This window comes from Flavobacterium sp. (assembly GCF_040379285.1).
Lineage (GTDB): Bacteria > Bacteroidota > Bacteroidia > Flavobacteriales > Flavobacteriaceae > Flavobacterium.
Map to the genome: position 1 here is coordinate 1 of NZ_JBEILJ010000042.1, position 22,444 is coordinate 22,444.

The 22,444-nt window shown below is 39.2% G+C and carries 14 protein-coding genes, 1 tRNA gene and 1 pseudogene; 8 read left to right on the top strand and 8 right to left on the bottom strand.

Features of this window, described 5'->3' with window-relative positions:
- The first annotated feature begins 108 nt into the window (after positions 1-108).
- The 5 genes and pseudogenes from ABWO12_RS09185 to ABWO12_RS09205 all read left to right on the top strand — a co-directional run bounded on the left by ABWO12_RS09185 (position 109) and on the right by ABWO12_RS09205 (position 9,913).
- Positions 109-1,590, top strand: coding sequence for an Ig-like domain-containing protein (locus tag ABWO12_RS09185; RefSeq protein WP_353088553.1), 1,482 nt, complete (start codon positions 109-111; stop codon positions 1,588-1,590).
- Entirely contained in the window at positions 1,587-7,208 is a 5,622-nt protein-coding gene (locus ABWO12_RS09190) for a DUF8693 domain-containing protein (RefSeq protein ID WP_353088554.1), read from the top strand. The genes ABWO12_RS09185 and ABWO12_RS09190 overlap by 4 nt, the downstream gene beginning before the upstream one ends.
- 294 nt (positions 7,209-7,502) lie before the next feature.
- Positions 7,503-8,210, top strand: a pseudogene (locus ABWO12_RS09195) (IS982 family transposase); the annotation flags it as partial.
- Positions 8,211-8,239: 29 nt separating this feature from the next.
- Positions 8,240-8,854: a Crp/Fnr family transcriptional regulator gene (locus ABWO12_RS09200; RefSeq protein ID WP_353088556.1), complete on the top strand. Its 615-nt coding sequence runs from the start codon at positions 8,240-8,242 to the stop codon at positions 8,852-8,854.
- Positions 8,855-8,947: 93 nt separating this feature from the next.
- Positions 8,948-9,913 (top strand): T9SS type A sorting domain-containing protein, encoded by a 966-nt coding sequence (locus ABWO12_RS09205; protein WP_353088558.1) that lies wholly within the window; start codon positions 8,948-8,950, stop codon positions 9,911-9,913.
- A gap of 243 nt (positions 9,914-10,156) precedes the next feature.
- On the opposite strand, the gene ABWO12_RS09210 is transcribed toward ABWO12_RS09205, so the two are convergent.
- The 4 genes from ABWO12_RS09210 to panB form a co-directional block, all read right to left on the bottom strand.
- A complete protein-coding gene (locus ABWO12_RS09210) occupies positions 10,157-11,485 on the bottom strand; it encodes an aldehyde dehydrogenase (protein ID WP_353088560.1) in 1,329 nt (442 codons plus the stop codon).
- Between the two features lie 3 nt (positions 11,486-11,488).
- The gene (locus ABWO12_RS09215) at positions 11,489-12,856 is read right to left on the bottom strand and encodes a DUF5723 family protein (RefSeq protein WP_353088562.1); all 1,368 of its coding nucleotides are present in this window, start codon (positions 12,854-12,856) and stop codon (positions 11,489-11,491) included.
- Between the two features lie 56 nt (positions 12,857-12,912).
- The gene (locus ABWO12_RS09220; RefSeq protein ID WP_353088564.1) at positions 12,913-13,605 is read right to left on the bottom strand and encodes an RluA family pseudouridine synthase; all 693 of its coding nucleotides are present in this window, start codon (positions 13,603-13,605) and stop codon (positions 12,913-12,915) included.
- 145 nt (positions 13,606-13,750) lie between these two features.
- Positions 13,751-14,569 carry a 3-methyl-2-oxobutanoate hydroxymethyltransferase gene (gene panB / locus ABWO12_RS09225; protein WP_353088565.1) on the bottom strand — a complete coding sequence of 273 codons (819 nt, stop codon included), beginning with the start codon at positions 14,567-14,569 and terminating at the stop codon, positions 13,751-13,753.
- Positions 14,570-14,671: 102 nt separating this feature from the next.
- On the opposite strand from panB, the gene ABWO12_RS09230 reads away from it, so the two are divergent.
- Positions 14,672-15,109, top strand: a complete 438-nt coding sequence (locus ABWO12_RS09230) for a nuclear transport factor 2 family protein (protein WP_353088566.1) — start codon at positions 14,672-14,674, stop codon at positions 15,107-15,109.
- Positions 15,110-15,162: 53 nt separating this feature from the next.
- A complete protein-coding gene (locus ABWO12_RS09235; RefSeq protein WP_353088567.1) occupies positions 15,163-16,131 on the top strand; it encodes an outer membrane beta-barrel protein in 969 nt (322 codons plus the stop codon).
- Here the strand turns inward: ABWO12_RS09235 and ABWO12_RS09240 are convergent.
- The 3 genes from ABWO12_RS09240 to ABWO12_RS09250 form a co-directional block, all read right to left on the bottom strand.
- A complete protein-coding gene (locus ABWO12_RS09240; protein ID WP_353088568.1) occupies positions 16,128-17,552 on the bottom strand; it encodes an L-serine ammonia-lyase in 1,425 nt (474 codons plus the stop codon). The genes ABWO12_RS09235 and ABWO12_RS09240 overlap by 4 nt on opposite strands.
- A gap of 857 nt (positions 17,553-18,409) precedes the next feature.
- Positions 18,410-18,492 (bottom strand) — tRNA-Tyr (locus tag ABWO12_RS09245).
- Between the two features lie 112 nt (positions 18,493-18,604).
- On the bottom strand, positions 18,605-19,747 hold the full coding sequence (locus ABWO12_RS09250) for a redoxin domain-containing protein (protein ID WP_353088569.1): 1,143 nt from the start codon (positions 19,745-19,747) through the stop codon (positions 18,605-18,607).
- Between the two features lie 123 nt (positions 19,748-19,870).
- Here ABWO12_RS09250 and ABWO12_RS09255 point away from each other — a divergent pair, with 123 nt between their 5' ends.
- On the top strand, positions 19,871-21,841 hold the full coding sequence (locus ABWO12_RS09255; RefSeq protein ID WP_353088570.1) for an endonuclease: 1,971 nt from the start codon (positions 19,871-19,873) through the stop codon (positions 21,839-21,841).
- Here the strand turns inward: ABWO12_RS09255 and ABWO12_RS09260 are convergent.
- The coding region (locus ABWO12_RS09260; protein WP_353088571.1) for a sensor histidine kinase at positions 21,838-22,444 on the bottom strand (607 nt) is incomplete at its 5' end. The genes ABWO12_RS09255 and ABWO12_RS09260 overlap by 4 nt on opposite strands.

The following is a 22,444-nucleotide window of genomic DNA, read 5'->3' on the forward strand; positions in this document are numbered from 1 at the left end:
GCTTAAATCAAGCGATCGAATTAGCTTTAAAAAATAATCGCTTCTTGGAATACAGTAAAAAATAATGGTTATTTATAGTTTGCTGCCAATGAAGTAAACACATTTCGAATGGTCGGATTAAGTAAGACCAATGTAAACTCAAACTTTAATACAATTCAATATGCATGGTATCTGCGTAACGATGGGATCTGTGAAATCTATGAATCTGGAACTAGTAGAGTAATTCTTGGTGCTTATTCCTCCGGTGATTTGTTTAAAATTTCTATCGAAAGTAACGTGGTAAAATATTACCGAAATAATATTTTGATCTACACTAGTACGATTGTGCCAACATTACCATTACTAGTTGATGTTTCGATTAATTCTGTTAATGGTACTATTACTAATGCGAAAATATCAAATTATTACTCTGGGGTATTTAGTGCTTTTGCTACTAATGCTGGTACAACTCCTTCATTTCAATGGAAATTAAACGGGGTTAATGTAGGTAGTAATAGTGCGGTGTATTCCAATACATCAATTGCTCCTGATGATGTTGTTACTTGTGTCCTTACACCTAGTGTTAGTGGGTGTTCTGCATCTGGCAATATTGCATCAAATTCAATTGTAAACAAGGCGATTGCCAATTTGACTGGTTCAGATATCGTAGTTCGTGGAACAGTTGCTACAGGAACCTGTCCTAATGTAGTTTCTGAAGATGTGGTTTGGAATACAGCTTCTTTACAGAATGTGAGTGCTACAGGAAATAGTTTGCTCAAAACACAGTCTAATGTTAACTGGAATGGTGGTGCTGCTTCCTACAATACTGTTGGTAATAACGGCTATATAGAGTTTACTGCATCAGAAACTAATACGTACCGAATGTGTGGTTTAAGTTCATCAAACGTTAATTCGAGTTACAATACCATTCAATTTGCTATCTATCTTATTGCTAATGGCGTTTATGAAGTTTATGAATCAGGATCTTTTATAGGTAGTTTCGGTTCTTATAATTCCGGTGATCGTTTTAGAGTTGCAGTAGAAAGTAATGTGGTTCGTTATTACAGAAATAATGTTGTTTTCTATACAAGTACAATAACTCCAACATTACCCCTACTTGTAGATGTTTCGATAAATAGTGTGAATGGAACAATTACGAATGCCAAAGTAGTGAATACTAATGCAGGCACCTTTACCGTTACGGCTACAAATGTTGGTGCTTCACCAACTTATCAATGGAAGGTGAATGGTGCTAATGTAGGGTCTAATACGACAACGTATGTTAATACTAATTTGCAACTTAATGATGTGGTAAGCTGTGTTGTAACTCCTGATGCTTCAGGCTGTGATACAGCTACCTATCAATCAAATTTAGTTACCGTTTTATCAAGTGGAAATCCTATTGTTGCCCCCATCACTGGAAATACCAACGTTTGTTTAGGTAGTTCCACTCAATTAACAAATGCTACTCCTGGTGGAACTTGGACGAGTAGTAATCTGAGTATAGCTACTGTAAATGCAACTGGATTAGTTACCACTCTAGCGGCTGGAACGTTACAATTACCTATACGGTTACTAATGGTACATGTAATAGCAATGCTGTTACAATGATAACGGTTAATAATTTTACACCTACTGTTACATTAACTTCAAGTGCTGCTTCTATTTGTTTTGGTACTAGTACGACCTTTACTGCTACTGCTAACCAAACAGGTGGAGGAGTGATAACCTATACATTCAGGGTAAATGGTGTAAGTGTTCAAAGCGGGCCTTCTTCAACTTTTACAACATCAAGTTTAAATCAGGGTGATGCGGTAACTTGTCAGATTAATATTAGTGGTGGGGCTTGTTTGGTTCAAACAACTGCCACCTCAAATACAATTACAATGAGTGTCAATCCAATTGCTACTCCTACAGTTGTTTTGAATACACCTTCAACCTCAAATTGTAACGGAATACCTGCTACATTTACTGCTACAGCGAGTAATATTGGTGGAGGTGTAGTATCCTATAATTTCCGAGTGAATGGAGTTAGTGTTCAAAATGGGACTATTAATTCATATACACTTGTAAACCCTACAAATGGAGTACAAGTGAGTTGTGATATTTCAGTGCAATCAGGCACCTGTTTGTCTACAAATTCCGCAACATCAAATACAATTACTTTAACTATTTCATCTAATAGTACTCCAACTGTTAGCATTACTTCAACTTCAACATCTTTTTGTTCAGGAAATTCGGCAACTATAACAGCAACCGCTTTAAATACGGGTGGTGGAACGGTTACGTATACTTTTTTAAACAATGGCGCAATAGTTCAAAGTGGTACTTCAAATAGTTATACAAGTTCAGGTATTGTTAATGGTTCAAGTATAAAATGTAATATTTCTGTTTCTGGTGGTACCTGTTTAACTTCAAGTGTTGCAAGTTCTAATACACTTAATTTTAATGTTACTAGTCCGAGTATAGTTTTAACTTCATCTGGAACAACACTTTGTACTGGAACTAATGTTGTATTTACTGCAACCGCCTCCAATACATCTGGGGTAGGCACTATAACTTATATTTTTCAACGTAACGGTGTCACAGTCCAAAGCAGTTCATCCAACACATATTCTACAACCACTTACTCAAATGGTGATGTATTTGTTTGTATATTGAATGTTAGTGGTGGAGTTTGTTCTAATGTTGTATCAATTACGTCAAACCCTATTTCAATAAATGCCTTAAATACATCTGTGAGTATCTCACCAAGTGCAACAACAATTTGTTCTGGGACTAGCGTTACTTTTACAGCTAATGCAATTAATACTGGTGGGGGTACAATTACATATACTTTTAGGAGAAATAGTGTAGTTGTTCAGACGGGGTTATCCAATACTTTTACTACAAGTACAATTTCTAACGGAAACTCATTTAGCTGTAGTATATCTGTGACCGGAAGTTCTTGTGGTAATACAGCTAATTCTAATGCAATTCAAATGAATGTAATACCAACTGTTACACCAGTAGTTAATTTGTCAGTTAGTCCAAGCTCAACATTCTGTTCAGGAAGTGTTTTAACCTTTGTTGCAAATCCCACTAATGGTGGAATTTCTCCTATGTATGATTTTAGAGTTAATGGTATATCTGTACAGAATACCAATTCTAATATTTTTGTTAGCGATGCTTTATTAGACGGGCAATTAGTTGATGTAGTTATGACAAGTAATGCAGTTTGTACAACTACTCCAATTGCAAATAGTAGTGTAATTACAGTAGCTATTTTACCAACACCAACAGTTGGAACTGCTTCGTCAACACCGTCTGTGAATATCAATACTTCAATAACACCCATTACACACGTTACAACAGGTGCAACAGGTATTGCTCCAGCATCAGGATTGCCTCCAGGTATTATCGCTACTTGGTCAAGTAATACCATTACTATTTCGGGTACACCTACTGTTTCAGGCGTATTTAATTATAGTATTTCACTACTTAGTGCCTGTGGTTCGGCTACTGCTACAGGAACAATAACTGTAAAGGATGATATAGATGGTGATGGTGTGGATTCTGCATTCGATGGAGACGATGATAATGATGGAATTACAGATGTTTTAGAGTGTGGAATTTGTTCTAATGCTGCGTTTATGAACGGTAATTTTGAATCGCCAGTTTTATCACCCAATACTTCTAGTTCTGTGCCATTAGTAAATACGTCCGGGTGGTTGAATACCGTTGAAAGTACATTAGAAATTTGGAGTACAGGTTTTAATGGTGTGCCTGCAGCTACTGGGAATCAATTTGTAAAATTAAATGCGGGTACTATTTATCAAACATTTTGTTTGAATGGAGCTGGTGGTACTATAAATTGGAGTGTTAAACACAGAGGTAGAGCGGGTATTGATGTAGCAGCAGTTCGTGTTGGAGCTACTATTGGTTCTGTAACAACAATCGCGACGATGTCAGATGGGATAACTGGTTGGGGAGCTTACACAGGTACTTATACTATTCCTACCGGTCAGACTTCTCTGGTTATTGCTTTTACTCCGATTTCTTCGACTGGTGGTGTGAATTTTGGGAACTTTATTGATGATATTCAAATTATTATTAATCAAAGTTGTAAAGATTCAGATGGTGATGGCGTTACCGATAATTTAGATTTGGATACTGATAATGATGGAATTCCTGATATAGAAGAAGCTGGATTTAAACAATACAGTTCAAATACCTCTACCATGAATTTAACAAGTGTTGCTACTTGGGCTGATTCTAATTCCAATGGGATTAATGATGCAATTGATAGTTTAATCATCGCTTCAACATACAGTCTAATTGATACCGATAGTGATGGAATACCAAATTATTTAGATTTGGACAGCGATAATGATTCCTTTTGGGATGTTGACGAGGCAAGTCTTCTCAATGGTGACGGTGATATTAATGGAGATGGTAAAGGAGATGGATTGGATGTCGATGCTGATGGTTTGCTAGATTCTTTTGATAACTCGACTGTTTTTGGAACAACTTTTAGAGCGTATGCTCAAGATACCGATTCCAATGGTATATCGGATTACATACAGTTGGATTCAAATAATGATGGTGTTAAAGACATTCAAACAGGATTGTATGCTAGTTTCGATACCAATGGAGATGGAAGAATAGATGGATCAGGTGATTCAGATAGCGATGGAATTTTAGATGTTTTTGATACGAATGATACAGTTAAAGGTTCACCAAGAGATTTGAATCGGAAACTTTATTTAGATTTTGATGGTAGAAATGATTACGCAGAAAATGTTTCTCTATTAGGTGGATTATCCAATGCAACGTTGATGGCTTGGATTGATTTGAATTCTACTTTTAGTACAACAGGTGTTGTTGTGGGTCAAGACAAGTTACAACTGCGAGTAAGCAATTCTAAGAATTTACAAGTCATAGTTAATGGAACCACATTAACTTTTGGTACAGCTTTAAATACCTCACAATGGTATCACGTGGCTGCAACTTTTGGTGGAGGAATGCTTTCATTATATTTAAATGGTAATTTGGTTGCATCACAAGCTGCTACTGGAAGTATAGCCTCTGATACAAGTAAACTTACTTTGGGTAAAAATCCGTTAAGTGCTACCAATTATTTTAAAGGAAAAATAGATGAAGTTCGCGTCTTTAATTCGGATCTAACTGCAACTCAAATCCAAAGAATGGTGTATCAAGAAATTCAAAATAGTTCCTCTCAAGTTCGCGGAACCATTGTGCCTAAAGATATTGAATCGCTTCCTTTTGACAATTTAATTCGCTATTACAGGATGGATACCTACAAAGATGATATTGTGGATGATCTAACTACTAGTACAATCGACGAAGGAGCAGGGATGAAAATGTATAATCATAAAGTAATTGCTGTTCAAGAAGCACCAATGCCATTCACCACAGTGCGGACTGGTACTTTTGCTTCGGCAGTTGATGACCCTACTAAAGACATAAGAGGATTAGATGTTATGGATTCTGATTTTTCTATAATACAAGTGAAGCACAACATTACAGAAACTGCTAATAGTATTGATTTGGGTATGTTTGTTGATCCAGGTGTGACCGTGAATATGACCAACGATACTAAATTACAGAATGATTGGTATTTAAAATTGGATGGAAAGATAGACTTGGTTGGTAAGTCGCAATTGATTCAGACTGTTCTATCAGATCTTGATGTTTCAAGTTCAGGATTTGTAGAAAGAGATCAACAAGGGCAATCTAATAAATATAATTATAATTATTGGTCTTCACCAGTGAGTTCAATTAATAACAGTTCAATCAATCATGGGTTTACTGTGGCAGGAGTTATGAAAGATGGCACAACAAATACACCACAAAATATTGTTTGGACAACTGGTTATGACGGAGCTCCTACATCACCATTGACCTTGAGCAGTTATTGGATTTATAAATTTCAAAATTCGACAAATACCTATGCTAACTGGATGCCTGTAGGTCAAAATGAAACTTTAATGTCAGGTCAAGCTTACACTTTGAAGGGTAGCGGTAGTCCCACTTTAAATCAAAACTACACTTTTGTTGGAAAGCCCAATAACGGTATAATTACATCAACTGTAGGTGCTGGTAATCTAAATTTATCTGGTAATCCCTATGCCTCTGCAATTGATGCTGATAAATTTATTGATGATAATTTATCAAGTATTACAGGTACCTTGTTTTTCTGGGAGCATTATAATTCAAATACTTCACATCAATTATTAGATTATCAAGGCGGTTATGCAACATACACTAAAACAGGTGGTACGCCTCCTGTAGCACCTTCAGGTATTAGCGGTTTAGGTTCAAGTAGTAAAGTGGCTAAGCGATTTATACCAGTAGGTCAAGGTTTTCTTGTAACAGGCTCCACAAGTGGAGGAACAATAACTTTTAACAATTCGCAAAGATTATTTATCAAAGAGGATAATGTTAACTCTTTTACTTTGTTTAGAAATGTGTATAGATCAATTACAGAAAATGTTGACCCATTAATGAACAATGCTCAGGATGATTTTGATCAACAACAATTCATGAAAATTCGATTAGGATTTACTTCAACAGATAATCTTCATCGCCAAATATTACTCGGTTTTATGAATGAGTACGCTTCTTCAGGATACGATAATGGATATGATGGTATTAGTATTGAAACACTTTCTAACGATATGTATTTTATTAATAATAACAATAAACTCAATATTAGTGGCGAAGGATTTTTTAATGTCAATGCTGTCTATCCCCTTGGTGTTAAAAATGCAACATCGGGATTAGTGACATTTGTAGTTGATAATAAAGAAAACTTTGATGAGGGTCAGGATATTTTTATCTACGATAGTCAATCGGATACATATAACAGCATTAAATCTCAAGCGTATCAGGTTTATTTACCTTCAGGAACTTATGACTCACGATTCTCACTACGTTTTACTGATGGTTCTTCTCTTGGAGTTGGTGAAAATGGTGATGTTAAGGAGATTTACGTAACACATTCACAAGCAAATAATACTATTAACATTAAAAATTTACAACAGAATACAATTGTAAAATCTGTTATTATGTTTAATCTGTTAGGTCAAGAAATTACTTCCTGGCAAACAAATAATCTAGACCAAACCGACATAAGATTACAGATTGGTAATGTGAGTTCTGGTTCTTACATAATAAAACTATTAACTGATGGCGGAATTATCTCAAAAAAGATTTTAGTGAAATGATACAAATATTTGGCTTATGAAATTTAAAACATCTTTGCTGTAATTATAAGTTATTCACCAAAACAATAATTATAAACAACCTGTTGAGTGTAACTATTTGAAGTAAAATAATTAGAATAAATTTTAGCCAAGACATTGAAATTTAGTATTTTGAATCTGAAAAAAACCAAAATATTATAACGTATATAGTTAATCTTTTTTTATATTTATTGAAGTTTTAAGTTCTTTGACCCGAGCGAAGCGAATTGGCGAAGCAATTTTGAGTTAGATTTTAAATCAGGAATTGGAGGATATCCAAAAATGTCTGATATAGAAGTGATTATATTGATTTTGACTGCTGAATTTATGTCTATTGACAGTAAAAATTCACTTTTCAAACAGCTACTTCCAGGTGAAATTTCCAATTTTATTTAGCGAAGTTAATTTAATAAACGACGTAAAAAAGCTGTTTTGGTTTATGGATAAATTAGAACAGAATTAGCTGCTAACTTTATTTGTCTTGAAGACTACTTTATTGTTAAACGTATGCCTTATAAGATTTGTAAATTTTCACGACATAACAGGATAAAAAATTTGTAAAGACGATTTTGAAATGGATCCTTTAAAAGTATTTTGTGCATCTGTCTGATTGTGTGCTGTTTGTCGATACAGGATATCAGTCTAATAGCATACAATTGGATTTATTCCAAACAGTAAATTTTAAATTTGACCCGAGCCTAAAGGGAGAACAGGTCAAGCAAACATCAAAAAGAATGAATCAAGAGAATTATAATACAACGCCGTATGTTTTAAATAATCCAGAAAAAGAAGAGACATTGTTCTCGAAGATATGTGACCTTTTTAATTAGAAGAAATTACGCAAAACCTTTTTAAGGATTTAAAACTCGAATTTTGACCAAAATAACAGCATAAACTCAAGTTCAATATATCAATAAATTTATCTTTGATAGACCAATAAACAACATTAAAAATCAATTAATTAAATTTCACCCAACAGGTTAATTATAGTTGTTAATTATAAGTTTATACAAATGACAGAGGTATTCCAAACATATTTAGAAACTGTTAGGGCAATTTGTCCTCAAGTAAGCGAAGTTGAATTGAATTATATTAAAAGTGGTTTAACTATATCAGAACTTAAGACTAAACAAATTTATATTAGTGCTAATACTATTCAGAAAGAAATTGGTTTTGTATACTCAGGTCTTTTAAGGGGATATTATATTGATAACAACGGTAGTCAAATTTCTATCAAGTTTATACGGGAGAATGAATTTGCAATCGACTTTTCAGCATTCATAGAACAGAAACCTAGTATGTATTATTTTCAATGTATAGAGCCTAGCATAATTGTTAATATCCCTTATCAGCATATACAATTAGGATATGAAAAGTTTCCAGTTATGGAACGTTACGGTAGACTTATTGCAGAAGAAGTTTTGAAAATTTTGCAAAAGAGAATTGAGAGCTTTCTTTTGGGAAATGCTGAACAGCGTTACTTAAAATTTTTAGAGGAGTATCCTGACTTAGTTAAAAGAGTTTCGATTTCAAATCTTTCTTCTTTTTTGGGAATTGAACGTCAATCGTTAACTCGAATTCGAAAAAAAATTGATTTAAATTTAGTTAAACAACCCAATAACATTTAGTCAAAGTTTTCGTTAAATATATTTATTTAAAGAAACTCATAAATACAGACCATGATGAAATCGTTTTTTTATTAACTTATAAAATTAAATACTATGAAAAATTTTTTGTTAAACACTATTGTGTTTTTAGTTTTCTTAACTAAAGTTCAGGCTTGTGTCCCTACAATAACAAGTCCGAGAATGAATGTTTTTTCTCAAAATTCAATTCTCTTTTGTGATAATGATGATACAGAGGTTTTATCAACCCAACTCTATGATTCTTATCAATGGTATAAGCAAGAATGGGCGGCTGTGCCACCAGGTACGCCAAATCCAAATCCATGGATTGCGATTCAGGGAGCAAATTCTCAAACGTTAACCATAAATGGAACTGACGATTTATTGTATTATTTTAAAGTTGTGGTAGTTCAAGGAGCATGTTCAGCTGAAAGTCAGGTAATTCTTGCTGACGGTTATAACTTTGGTTTGCCTTACTTGATAGCTAATTTTGAGCCAGGAACTTTTCAATCTCTAGGCAATAATAATTTTAATGTATGCAATGGAGCATCGGTAGTTTTAGAAAATGGTTTTGATCAAGTTTATGGTTTACATACTTGGTATAAATGTATTCCTGTTGGTATACCACCCGTTCCAGGAGATCCTTGCATAATTCCTAATGAGAATGGCGATACTTATACTGCTACTACCACAGGTTTCTATGGTTTTTGGGCTTGTACATCTTATTGTCCCAATATATGTTTATTTTTAGATTTACCCAACTTCATTCAACTTAACTTTGGAGAATGGTTATTTTGCTCATTAAGTAATCCTGAATTTGATTCAAATAGCATAAAGTTGTATCCGAATCCAACTACTCAAGTATTATTTGTAGGGAATCAAAGTGATAATCAAAAAACATTATTAAAGATAATGGACATGTCAGGTAAAGTTGTTTTTTCGATATCGGATTATCATTATGGAGAACCAATTGATTTATCTACGCTTGAGGCTGGAAGTTATTTGCTTGTTTCTGAAACTGAAGAAGGAAAAATTTTAAGAAATAAATTTGTGAAAAAATGATTTTTTACAAAATAAATCAGTATTATCCGATAAAACTTTTTTGAAAAGCTGGGTTTCCATGAAGGTTATTTGTAAGACTCCCTATTTCATAGACCAACTGATTAAATTAAAATATAGATCTTAATTTTTAACCATTATTACAAAGCAACCCCCTCGTAGGTTTTCGGCATCATTCAAAGCAAAATGTAAGCTCCCCTTTTAAACAGTTCGTTTTAAAGGAGAGCTTTCTTTACATATAAAAAATCAGAGATAGCGAAAGATTTTTTTAACAATTCTTAGCTTCCCTTTATAAGGCGCAAAGCGCATTGGAACTTCTCCCCAAAAGTGCTTTTGCATCACTGATTTTCGATGGCTAAACGTTTCAAATCCCCAGCGGCCGTGATAACTTCCCATACCACTATGACCCACACCACCAAAAGGCATGCGTTTATTATTGAAATGTAACACCGTATCGTTAATACATCCGCCACCAAAACAAAACGTTTCGATTTGCTTTCGCGCCCAAGCGATAGAATTTGAGAATACATACAAAGCCAAAGGCTTTTCAAATTGTCCGATTTTTTGTTGAAGTTCTTTCTCGTTAGTATAGGAAAGTAAAGGAAGTAAGGGACCAAAAATTTCCTCTTGCATCAATGGACTTGAGGCACTAGGATTTCGAAGGAGTGTAGGGGCGATGTAGCGTTCTTCGGCATCGTATGTTCCTCCAAAAACCACAGAACCCTCCGAGAGCATGGCAACCAACCGATGCCAGTGCTTATCGCTAATTATGCGTGCATAATCGGGAGACCGTTGCGGATTTTCACCATAGGCGTCTCTTATCGCTTGCTGCAAGGCTTCTTGCAAGGGCTCAATGATGCGCGCATCGGCCAAAATATAATCGGGGGCAATACACGTCTGCCCTGCATTGATAAATTTACCCCATACGATACGACGTGCTGCGCCTTTTAAATCCGCGTCTGCCGCAACGATACAAGGACTCTTTCCACCCAATTCCAAAGTTATAGGAGTAAGGTATTGTGCGGCTGCAGCGGCTACAATTTTACCCACCGCTACGCTTCCTGTAAAAAAGATATAATCCCACCGTTGCTCCAAAAGACGTTGGGCTACGGTTGCATCGCCTTCTTCAACCCGAACTTCTTCGGGACTAAAAACTGTTGATAGAATCGTTTGAATGCAAGCCGAAGTATGCGGTGTAAGTTCGGATGGCTTCAGCACCACACGATTGCCTGCAGCAACAGCGGCCACCAACGGCGACAAGGCCAATTGAAAAGGGTAATTCCAAGGAGCAATAATTAACACCTCGCCATAAGGTTGACGGTATATTCGGTCGGTATTGGGAAACGTGAGTAAGGACGGCCAAACCCACTGCGGTTTTGCCCATCGGTTCAAATGCTTTATCGTGTAGGTTATATCGGCAATCACATATTGGGTCTCGGTAACTACGGTTTCAAAGGCCGGTTTTCGAAAATCGCGATACAGGGCCTCAATAAGCGCTTCTTCATGAGCGATTACTGAGGCGCGAAGGGCTTTTAGCTTCTCTTTGCGATAGCGAATGTCGGTGGCTAACTTCATGGTTTAAAAAATTCCAATACGCCATCCCATATAAAAGTCGGCTTGCTTGGCATTGGTCATCAACGCCGTAACGCCCGAACTCGACCCTATAAAAAAGCCCCCAGCACGGAATGCCAAGCCCGTGTTGAAGCCTGAAATTTCATTTTGGGTGAAAGGAACAAAGATTTCAAAAAAACCTAAATCAACATGAGGCGTAACAATGAACGTGTTTTGTGTGACAATTTGATCATTGACTTCTACATCATTTAATCGTTGCAAAAGGTAAGCGGAAACAAACAACTTCGGGATAATTTTGACATCCCCATACAAAGAGAGTGTCGTGGGGAGTTGCACCCGAAAATCACGGGTACCATCTCTTCGCGTCAAATAACCGCTGTTCAATAAAATGGTCTCGATTTCACGCAAACTTTCAACGTTTTCGAATTGATTTAAATTCAAACTTTGCGTGCCTTGTATCGAAAGGGTATAATTGGTTGATTGATTATTGTTTTCATTAAACGTCATCGCCCCGAGGTTGCGAATGGCCAATCCCAAATTGAGTTTGTATCGGTTTTGATTTTTCTTCGGATTTTCAGGCGGTGTATCACGCCATTGGTAGTTGATGCCAATATCCGCGCCTACACCATTCAATCCACCGAAAGCCGACTCCCGGTAATTATCAAATTGGGTAAAACTATTGGCTAAAGTTCCCGAATACGCAATGTTTACCGAAGCTTGGGTGTTGGTTAAAAAAGCATTACCTCCCACTCGAGAAATGGTTCCAGTAAAACGATCCATTCCCAAGTTGGCATACGACCCCGGAAACAAGAGTTTTCCAGTAATTCCAACATTGAGTTTGTGCTTGGCTTTGTTCACCAAACTAAAAGCCGCAGTGGCCCCAAGTTCGCCCCAAGTTGTTCCGTTCACCCGCTGGTTGTAATTGTTCGAAACCGTGGCCGAACCTCCAATTAACGCATTGATACCCGCATTGACAAAGGCATCTCCCAAGCGTGGGTCAACATCAATTATATCCAAATTACCGTGAAGGGTACTGCTGATACCTAAGGTCCAACGTTTAAATTTCACACTCATGCCCAACCCCATAGCTTGCACATTGGCGCTTAGGTTTACAGGATCGGTACCGCGAAAAAGGATATTTTCTAAGTTGTCATTATTGACAATATCATCAACACCCAATTTGTTGTTGCTCACCCGAGCGTTAAACCCAATGAGGTGAATGTCAAATTTATTGGATTGGTTATGAAGTTCAGCAGGGTTGAACTGTGCATTAAGCACACCCACACGACTGGACAAACCAATACCCGTGTATTGTTCTTGTGCCGAACTAGAGAGACTAGCGAGGACCATACAAGAGAGCAAATATTTTTTCATATTTAGGGGATTTGTGTAAAGGTACTTATTTTTTAACAAACGAGATGAAGGGAGTTTTAGCATACTAAATTCCACAAAACCTCGTCGGGAGGAGGCGCTATTATCGTTAGCGGTTCTTTGGAAACGGGGTGAATGAACTGCAATTGACGGGCATGCAGATGAATTCCGCCATCGGGATTGCTGCGTGGAAAACCGTATTTTAAATCGCCTTTGATAGGGCAACCGATAGCAGCCATTTGGGCTCGTATTTGGTGGTGCCGTCCTGTGTGCAGAGCAATCTCCAATACAGTATACCGATCCAAAATACGTAGGGTCGTGTAGGATAATTGAGCCAATTTGCTATCGGGAACTGCTTTTATATAAGCTTTTGAGGTATTGTTTTGCGGATTCCGTTTCAGGTAATGTACTAAAGTTGCCTCTGGTTGCGGTGGTGGTTGCTGCACGATGGCCCAATACGTTTTTTGCGTTTCCCGTAGGCTAAACAAGGCATTCATCCGTTCCAAGGCTTTGGATGTTCGCGCAAAAACAACCAAACCCGAAGTGGGCCGGTCCAACCGATGTACCACGCCCAAAAAAACATCGCCAGGTTTAATGTATTTCTTTTTAAGGTAAGCTTTGACCAAATCAGGCAATGGTGTATCACCCGTTTTATCGCCTTGCACCAAATCGCCCACCCGTTTGTTGACAACAATCAAGTGGTTGTCTTCATACAACACCTGTAGGTTTTCGGGTGTACTTACAATTTTCATAAAAAAAGAGTTAGTGCGTATTTGGGTGGGTAAATTTTGGGTTCAATGTTAAAATTCAATGGCAATGTCAATGGTAATGTCAAAATTCAATTTCAATGGCAATTTCAAAATTCAAAATTTAAAATTCAAAATTCTCAATAACCAATCAGTATTGCTCATGCGCATTGGGGAAGTCCTTCGTTTTTACATCGGTGACATACTGTCCAATGGCTTGAGACATATCTTCATACAGATTCATGTAACGGCGTAAAAATCGAGGACTGAATTCATGGGTCATACCAATCATGTCATGAAGTACCAACACTTGGCCGTCAACACCACTGCCCGCACCAATTCCGATGACCGGAATTTGCAATTGCGAAGCTACTTTTTCAGCCAATGCAGCGGGTATTTTTTCCAATACAATAGCAAAACAACCTAAACGCTCCAAGACTTTGGCGTCTTCCAATAATTTCTCGGCTTCAGCATCTTCTTTGGCGCGCACGGTATAGGTTCCAAACTTATAAATAGACTGCGGTGTGAGCCCTAAGTGGCCCATTACCGGAATGCCTGCATTCAAGATTTTCTTGATCGAATCTTTGATTTCCGAGCCACCCTCTAATTTCACCGCATGACCGCCACTTTCTTTCATGATGCGAATGGCCGAACGCAAGGCTTCCTTCGGATCGGATTGATACGTTCCAAAAGGTAAATCCACGACCACCAATGCACGATCAACGGCGCGTACCACGGAAGAAGCATGGTAAATCATTTGATCTAAGGTAATAGGTAATGTCGTTTCATGTCCCGCCATCACATTACTCGCCGAATCGCCCACCAAAATCACATCGACACCCGCCGAGTCCACGATTTTGGACATCGTATAATCGTAGGCTGTGAGCATGGATATTTTTTCGCCTTGGGCTTTCATATCGACCAAGGATTTGGTGGTTATTTTTTTGTAATTTTTTTTGGCTACCGACATGGGTGTATGGTTTTTGAGGTTGATGGTTGTAAAAGTAGTAAAATCGATTTGTTTTTAACGCAAATAAGGTATTTTTACCCTCGAGAAAACCATGAGAACCCGATGAGAACATTCCTTTTGTACTGCTGCATTTTTTTTAGCCTTACCACATTCGCGCAAGATGCGGCTGTCAAGCAAACCATAGAACATTTTTTTGAAGGCTTTCACCAAAGGGATACACTCAAAATGAAAGCGGTGTGCAATCCTTCCCTGCGCTTGCAATCGATTATTACAACCCAAACCAAAGGGACCCAACTGTCGGAAGAACAGGCCGCTCTTTTTTTTCAATCCATAGCCAACGTACCTTCGACCTTGGTTATTGAGGAACGGATTTTGAGTTACAGCATTCAAATCGACGGGGCTATGGCTGTAGCTTGGACCCCGTATCAATTTTTTATCAACGGTAAATTAAGCCATGAAGGTGTTAATGTATTTACCTTATTTCAAGAGCAAGGCATATGGAAAATTATAAGCATTATCGATACCCGACGACGTTCCTAAATGTATTTTTGTGGGTATTATGGCCCGTATTCGCTTGGGGACAAACAGATTCATTGCGCTTCGAATGGGGAGGATTGGTAGATACGTATTATGCGTATGCCCTTCGCGAACCCCAGCAAGAGCAAAAACTTCCATTTCAATACAACTACAACCGTCATAACGAGTGGGCGATTAATATGGCTCTATTGCGGGGGAAAGTAAGTTACCGCAACACGTATGCCATCGTAGCCTTACAGGCTGGGACCTATGTGGAAGATAATTATGCGCAAGAATCCATACAATTGCTGAACGAAGCCTACGTAGGTATCGTACTCGATCCGGCACAAAAACATCGGTTGGAAGTGGGCATCATGCCAAGTTACATCGGATTTGAATCGGTGACCACGTTTAACAATTATACGCTAACCCGTTCGTTATTGGCAGATAATTCTCCCTATTTTATGACAGGGTTAGCCTATCGCTATCAACCCAACACCCATTGGATGCTAAGCGCATGGCTTACCAACGGTTGGCAACACATTCGAAAACCCGATCGAAATTCGGTACCGGGTATAGGAACGCAGCTAACGTTCAAACCCAAAGCAACGCATACCTTCAATTGGAGCACCTACGCGGGTGAAGAGGCCATTGGCCTGAACTCAGGCATGCGTTGGTTTCACAATTTGTATTGGGAGGCGCAATGGTCGGAAGAATGCCAAACGATTGTGGGTTGGGATTTGGGTTGGCAAAAAGCCCCCGAAGGCTATCGTCATTGGTCGGCGCCCATTGTGATGGTTCGGTATATACCCTATGCGCATTGGCAAATGGCAGCTAGGGTAGAGTACTACACCGATCCGAAGCAAGCACTGATACAAGAAGCCTTACCCTTGACCACCTGGGGCGTATCGGGTAATGTTGATTACCACGTGAATACCTATTGCAAACTCCGCTCCGAAGTGCGTCATCTCAGTGCCACCCATCCCTTACTCAACGGGCAATCGTCCCAATGGTTGTGGACCACGGGACTCGCCTTTATGTTTTAACAATCAGAGAGACTTACCGTGATGGCCAAGCCGCCTTCTGAAGTTTCCTTATATTTATGGTTCATGTCTTTGGCCGTTTCCCACATCGTGTGGATGACTTTGTCCAAAGGTACTTTAGCGTTTTTAGCATCGGTTTCTAAAGCCAATTCGGCGGCATTAATTGCTTTAATAGCTCCCATGGTATTGCGCTCGATACAGGGAATTTGTACCAAACCACCGATAGGGTCGCAGGTCATTCCTAAGTGATGTTCCATGGCAATTTCGGCTGCCATTTGCACTTGCTCAGGAGTTCCACCCATCAATTCGCATAAGGCTCCGGCAGCCATCGCTGAAGATACGCCAATTTCGGCTTGACATCCACCCATGGCTGCTGAAATGGTCGATCCTTTTTTGAAAATAGATCCGATTTCGCCTGCCACCAATAAAAACTGTTTGATTTCTTTCTCACTAGCCTGGTGGTTTTCGATGACCATATAGTACATGAGCACCGCGGGAATCACTCCAGCACTTCCGTTCGTTGGAGCAGTAACCACACGTCCCAGAGCGGCATTCACTTCGTTGACGGCCAAGGCAAAACAGCTAACCCATTTTAGGATTTGGCGAAACTTTACCTCCGTTTTTCGAATCACTTCCAGCCATTCTTGTGGTGAATGATAGGAGAGTGTACCGATTAGATTTCGATGCATGTCGAAGGCACGTCGACGCACATTAAGACCTCCGGGTAAGGTGCCTTCGGTATGGCATCCGATATACATGCATTCGAGCATCGTATTCCAAATACGCATCAATTCGTGGTGAATTTCTTCCTCCGAGCGCATCGATTTTTCATTTTCATAGACCAAATCCGATATCGACTTGCCTTCCTTTTGGCAATACTGCAAAAGTTCGGCAGCGGTTTGCACAGGAAACGGGAACGCACATTTTAAGGCACTTTTTTTCTTGGCGTTGGTACGCTCTTCTTTAACAACAAACCCACCGCCAATAGAGTAGTAAGTTTCCGTCACTTTCCCTTGTTGAGTAACGGCAGTAAATTGCAGTCCGTTGGCATGAAAGGGTAAAAAGTTTTTGTGAAATTGAATGTGTGTATCAGGTTGAAAAGGAATCGAATACCTGTTGGCCAACTGCAATTGGTGGTTGTCTCGAATGGTTTGAATAATGGACTCAATTTGATCCACGGGAATATACTCCGGATCTTGTCCACTCAATCCGAGCATGACGGCCAAATCCGTGGCATGTCCTTTCCCCGTGAGGGATAACGATCCATACAAATCTACTGTCACTTCCTGCACCTGATCCAAAAGATTTTGTTCGCGGAGTTCATTTAAAAAGCGTTCGGCAGCACGCCAAGGGCCCAAAGTATGCGAACTCGACGGTCCCACACCGATTTTGAGCATATCAAAAACGGAAATACATTCTTCCATAGGAGTAGTTTGGTTTGTTTACGGTAAAAGTAGTAAAAAATTGGTAAGAAAGTTGATGGTTGTCGGTTTACCAACTCATAGAGTGACCAGTGATCAATCGGCAGCCTGTATAAATTTTAGGATGCAAATTTATACTTATCGACATACACAGTTTCACGATTAATTACTGCAAAAACTTCCGCGTTCCCAAACTCCCTACCTACGTGTTGTCATTAAAAACACAAAAACAGGCTTCCACCCAGTCATGGTCAGAATTTCTTCCGACCTTTTTTATGTTTAAAAAAATAGTTTTGCCCCCCTCTGCATTGTACTACGATTGTTGCAATAGCAAGGTCTCTAATCTTTATTGAGAACCTTGTTTTGGCGGTTTTATAAACTATTTTATTAGCTTTTTTTATACCAGTATTAGCATGGCAACAATCTACGTTATGAATAGCATTACTTGTATTCCGATTTTGTTTAATGAAACAAGGTGACTTACATTGATTTCTTGATTTAAAAACCAAATGAATACTTCAATAGAAGGAGTACCACTAATATAGTATTGCCTATCGGCCATCCTTTGTGCTACGTGCTGAAAATAAAACCTCAAAAAAAATCGCTCAAGTAAATTTGGCGTAGTAGGTAGAAGAATTTTCACGAATTCAGGATTGGCTAACGCCCATCCTGTGCGCTACGCGCTGAAAATAAAACCTCAAAAAAAATCGCTCAAGTAAACTTGGCGTAGTAGGTAGAAGAATTTTCACGAATTCAGGATTGGCTAACGCCCATCCTGTGCGCTACGCGCTGAAAATAAAACCTCAAAAAAAATCGCTCAAGTAAACTTGGCGATTTTTTTTTGAGGTTTTATTTATTCGTGGGGAGAGCAGGATTCGAACCTGCGAAGGTGAAAACCAGCAGATTTACAGTCTGCCCTCGTTGGCCGCTTGAGTATCTCCCCTCCTTAGCGCATGCAAATATAGAAACTGTTGGAACCTATCCAAACATTTTTATGTATTTTATTTAGGGGTATGTTTTAGGTTTTTGATTTCTAAGGTGTTTCCTAAAATCATTTATTTTAAAAGGGATTCAATTTTGGAACGAAGGGCTTCTCCCGTTAGGCCACGCGCAACGATGGTTCCCTGCGCATCCAATACCAAAGTGGTGGGAATTTCCTCCACCTTGTACTGTAGGGCAATCGGATCTTTCCATCCTTTTAAATTCGAAATTTGAGGCCATGTCAAGCCATCTTTCACAATGGCTTTTTTCCAAGCCTCCGCCGACGTATCGAGCGAGACTCCAATAATCGCCAGTCCTTTGGGTTGTAGCGCTTTGTACATTTTGACCACATTGGGATTCTCCTTACGGCAAGGCGGACACCACGAGGCCCAAAAATCAACTAGGGTTACTTTACCCATGCTTTCTTTCAGCGAAATGGTCTTTCCCTCTGGATTTTTGGCCGAAAAGTCTTGGGCTTTCACCGCGGGAGATGAAGTCCCCTTTTGTTTGTTAAGTTGCGTATTTTCTATGGCTTTAAAACGTTCTTCGACTTGCTTTCCAATACGGGTTTCCTTCAGTTTCGGATCCAGTTTTTTGTACGCATCCCGTAAGGCTATAAAAGCGGTATCACCCGAAAACAAGCGTTGTTGGATTAAAATAACCGACATGAAATGGTTCGGATTCTTTTCGGGATACTTTCTGAAAAAATCAAACTTCTTCGTATTGATGGCCGTTACTCCCGCAAACAATTTTTTCATCGTTACCGAATCGTTTTCCTTTTGGGCCTTTTTAAATTTATCAAAGTTCTTCTTCTGGTAGTTGAAAATGTCTTCATCAAATTGCATGTATTTTTCATTAAAAGCTTGCAACTGATCGTTGTAGGGAGTACCTCCAATTTGAGGTTTCTCTCCCGGTTTTTTGGCAAATTTTATGGATATCGTGCCCGGCTCCAAAATGATGTTCATCGCCATATTTAAGTCATCCGCTGACACCGTGAAAATGTCAAAATAGGTGGCTTTGCCCACAAATTCAAATTTTCCATCCTTGATTTCACAAGAATCGACATCTTTTAAAACGCCAAGCTGATTTTCAAATCGTAAATACACTTTTTTACCATCATTTTCTTTTCCTAAATCTCCTTCAATCGTGTATTTATCAGGCGATTGGCAACCTATGAACAGGCTAGAAACTAGTAAAGCAAAATAAAATATCTTCATTATTATCCTCTTAAAATTAAACACAAAAATACATTTAATTATTGGTTTTCATCGGATTTAAGAATGAATTAACCCCGTATTCTAAAAATTCAGTTTACCTTTGTTTTACAGAATTTGACGAATATGACATACCGTTTTTGGATAGGGCTGCTGTTTTTCAGTAGCTTAACCGCTATGCACGGCCAAATCGTAATAAACGAATTTGACGCTGATACGCCCGGGACAGACACCCGTGAATTTATTGAATTAAAAACGGCGACCCCCAACATGCCCTTGGATGGGTATTGTTTGGTGTTTTTCAACGGCGGTTCAGGCTTTCAAAACGCCAGTTATTATGCCATTGATCTCGATGGTTTGACGAGTGATATCAACGGTTTGTTGCTGTTAGGGAACGCTCAAGTGTCCCCAGCACCCGCCTTTATTATTCCCAATGCAACAATACAAAACGGCCCCGATGTCGTGGCCATTTATCAAGCCAATGTCACCGAATTTCCGCTGAATTCGTTGGCAACGACCACCAATTTAATCGATGCCTTAGCATATTCCAATGCGGCAACTACGCAACCCGCTGCTTTGATGACGGCACTTGGATTGACGGTTTGTGTCAATGAAAATCAAACGCAAAATGCGGCCAATCAGTCTATGCAGCGTAATACCAATACAACTTTTTCGGTGACTACACCCACTCCTGGAGTTAACAACGACGGCAGTGGCGTTATACTTAATGGGATCACGATCACCGCAACGCCTTCTCCCATCACCGAAGGACAAACCATGCAGGTCACTTTTACCACCAATACCGCTGTGACAGGGTCCAATTTGACTATCAATTTTGTACTCGTCAATGGGAATTTTACCCTTCTCGATTATAGTGGCAACCAAACGGTGTCAATTCCCGTAGGAAGTACTTCGGCTTCAACAGCGATTCTTATTGTAGACGATACGGCCAACGAAGGGGATGAGGAATTGTTGATTAAAGTGAACAATGTCCCCAACGGGTATGTGCTCAATAACAATTCTATCGTTGTTCGGGTTAATGATAATGATTATATCGTTTCTCCATGGGGAACGCCTTTAAATCCCACCTATGGTATTGTTACGCCCGCCATTCCCAACGGATATTACGATAGTTTGGAGGGGTTATCGGGCAATGCGTTACGCCAAGCGTTACAAGATATTATTGCCAACCCTGCCCTGGTGCGCGCGCATTCATATGGCGATGTTACCGATATGCTCCTCGAAGCCGATCGCAACCCCCAGAACAGCAGTCAGGTTTGGATGATGTATGTTGAAAGTCCACGCTCAAAACTGGATTATCAAATTGGGAGCAGCAATATTGGCGTATGGAATCGGGAACATATTTGGCCGCAATCGCGCGGTGGATTTGCCGACGGAACTTCGTCATTCTCCGACGGTATCGACATTTGGTTGCCTACAGGGCCCGATGATATCTTAGCCGGTCATGCCGATGCGCATCATATTCGTGCCGAAGATGGTGCCGAAAACACCTTGCGCAGCAATCGCGATTACGGTTCCGATTACAATGGCCCTGCTGGAAATCAAGGCAGTTGGCGCGGCGATGTAGCACGGGCTTTATTTTATATGGCGGTTCGGTACAACGGACTGAGTTTGGTGAATGGAAATCCGGTCGACAGTACCGTAGGGCAGATGGGCGATTTAGCCTCTCTATTGGCCTGGAATCAAGCCGACCCTGCCGATGATTTTGAAATGCACCGCAACAATTATATCGCCACTTGGCAACAAAATCGCAATCCGTTTATTGACTATCCTTTATTGGCCAATTATATTTTTGGGCCCAATTTTGGACAACCGTGGTCGTTTGCTTTGCAAAATCCTGACCTTAGCGCAACATCTCTTTGGGTGTATCCCAACCCCGCCAAAGGTTGGGTTCAGGTGCAAAACATCACCGAACCCACAAAAGGTATTTTATGGGACATGAGCGGCAAGAAAATTTCGGAGTATACGCTTGTCTCTTCAGGCAGCGTCTGTTTGGAAGGCATAGCACCGGGCTTGTATATGTTACAACTTCAATCGGAAACCCAACAAAAAATAATCAAATTACAAGTCAATTAATTCGAGGCAAATTGAATGGTAAACGTGGTTCCCACATTGGGTTCACTTTCCACTTGGATTTTTCCACCCATCGCCTCGATTTGATTTTTGGTAATAAAAAGGCCTAATCCCTTCGCATCGGGATTGTTATGAAAGGTTTTATACATTCCAAAGATGTTTTCGCCGTGCTTTTTTAAGTCTATTCCAATACCGTTATCGCCAATGGTGAGTGTTTTTTGTGCGCAATCATATTTGATTTTAATGAGCGGATTTCGATCTTGAGCGGCATATTTCACCGCATTTGAAATTAGATTTAGTAGTATACTTTCAAGATACGCCGCATTATGAATAACGGTGGCTTCCTCATCCACTTCAACCAAAACGGTAACTTGTTTGCGATGGATTTGCTCGCTCAAGGCATTGAGGGTACTGTCGACGTAATGTTTGAACGGTAACGATTCTTTATGGAGTCCTAGGTTGGATTGAATGTTGATAACCTCATTTAGGTTCTCAATTGTTTCTTGAAGGGAAAGCGAAACTTTTTTGAGCATGTCCATTAACTCCTTTTGTTCATCGGGTGTATCAGCTTCCTCCATTAAGGTTGATATCGATTTGATATTGCTA

What these genes read in the sequence shown, in the direction of transcription:
- ABWO12_RS09240 (WP_353088568.1), bottom strand. Translation starts at nt 17,552, where the DNA reads ATGGAAGAATGTATTTCCGTTTTTGATATGCTCAAAATCGGTGTGGGA.
- ABWO12_RS09255 (WP_353088570.1), top strand. Translation starts at nt 19,871, where the DNA reads ATGACATACCGTTTTTGGATAGGGCTGCTGTTTTTCAGTAGCTTAACC.
- ABWO12_RS09215 (WP_353088562.1), bottom strand. Translation starts at nt 12,856, where the DNA reads ATGAAAAAATATTTGCTCTCTTGTATGGTCCTCGCTAGTCTCTCTAGT.
- ABWO12_RS09205 (WP_353088558.1), top strand. Translation starts at nt 8,948, where the DNA reads ATGAAAAATTTTTTGTTAAACACTATTGTGTTTTTAGTTTTCTTAACT.
- ABWO12_RS09210 (WP_353088560.1), bottom strand. Translation starts at nt 11,485, where the DNA reads ATGAAGTTAGCCACCGACATTCGCTATCGCAAAGAGAAGCTAAAAGCC.
- ABWO12_RS09200 (WP_353088556.1), top strand. Translation starts at nt 8,240, where the DNA reads ATGACAGAGGTATTCCAAACATATTTAGAAACTGTTAGGGCAATTTGT.
- ABWO12_RS09230 (WP_353088566.1), top strand. Translation starts at nt 14,672, where the DNA reads ATGAGAACATTCCTTTTGTACTGCTGCATTTTTTTTAGCCTTACCACA.
- ABWO12_RS09185 (WP_353088553.1), top strand. Translation starts at nt 109, where the DNA reads ATGGTCGGATTAAGTAAGACCAATGTAAACTCAAACTTTAATACAATT.
- ABWO12_RS09250 (WP_353088569.1), bottom strand. Translation starts at nt 19,747, where the DNA reads ATGAAGATATTTTATTTTGCTTTACTAGTTTCTAGCCTGTTCATAGGT.
- ABWO12_RS09220 (WP_353088564.1), bottom strand. Translation starts at nt 13,605, where the DNA reads ATGAAAATTGTAAGTACACCCGAAAACCTACAGGTGTTGTATGAAGAC.
- panB (WP_353088565.1), bottom strand. Translation starts at nt 14,569, where the DNA reads ATGTCGGTAGCCAAAAAAAATTACAAAAAAATAACCACCAAATCCTTG.
- ABWO12_RS09190 (WP_353088554.1), top strand. Translation starts at nt 1,587, where the DNA reads ATGATAACGGTTAATAATTTTACACCTACTGTTACATTAACTTCAAGT.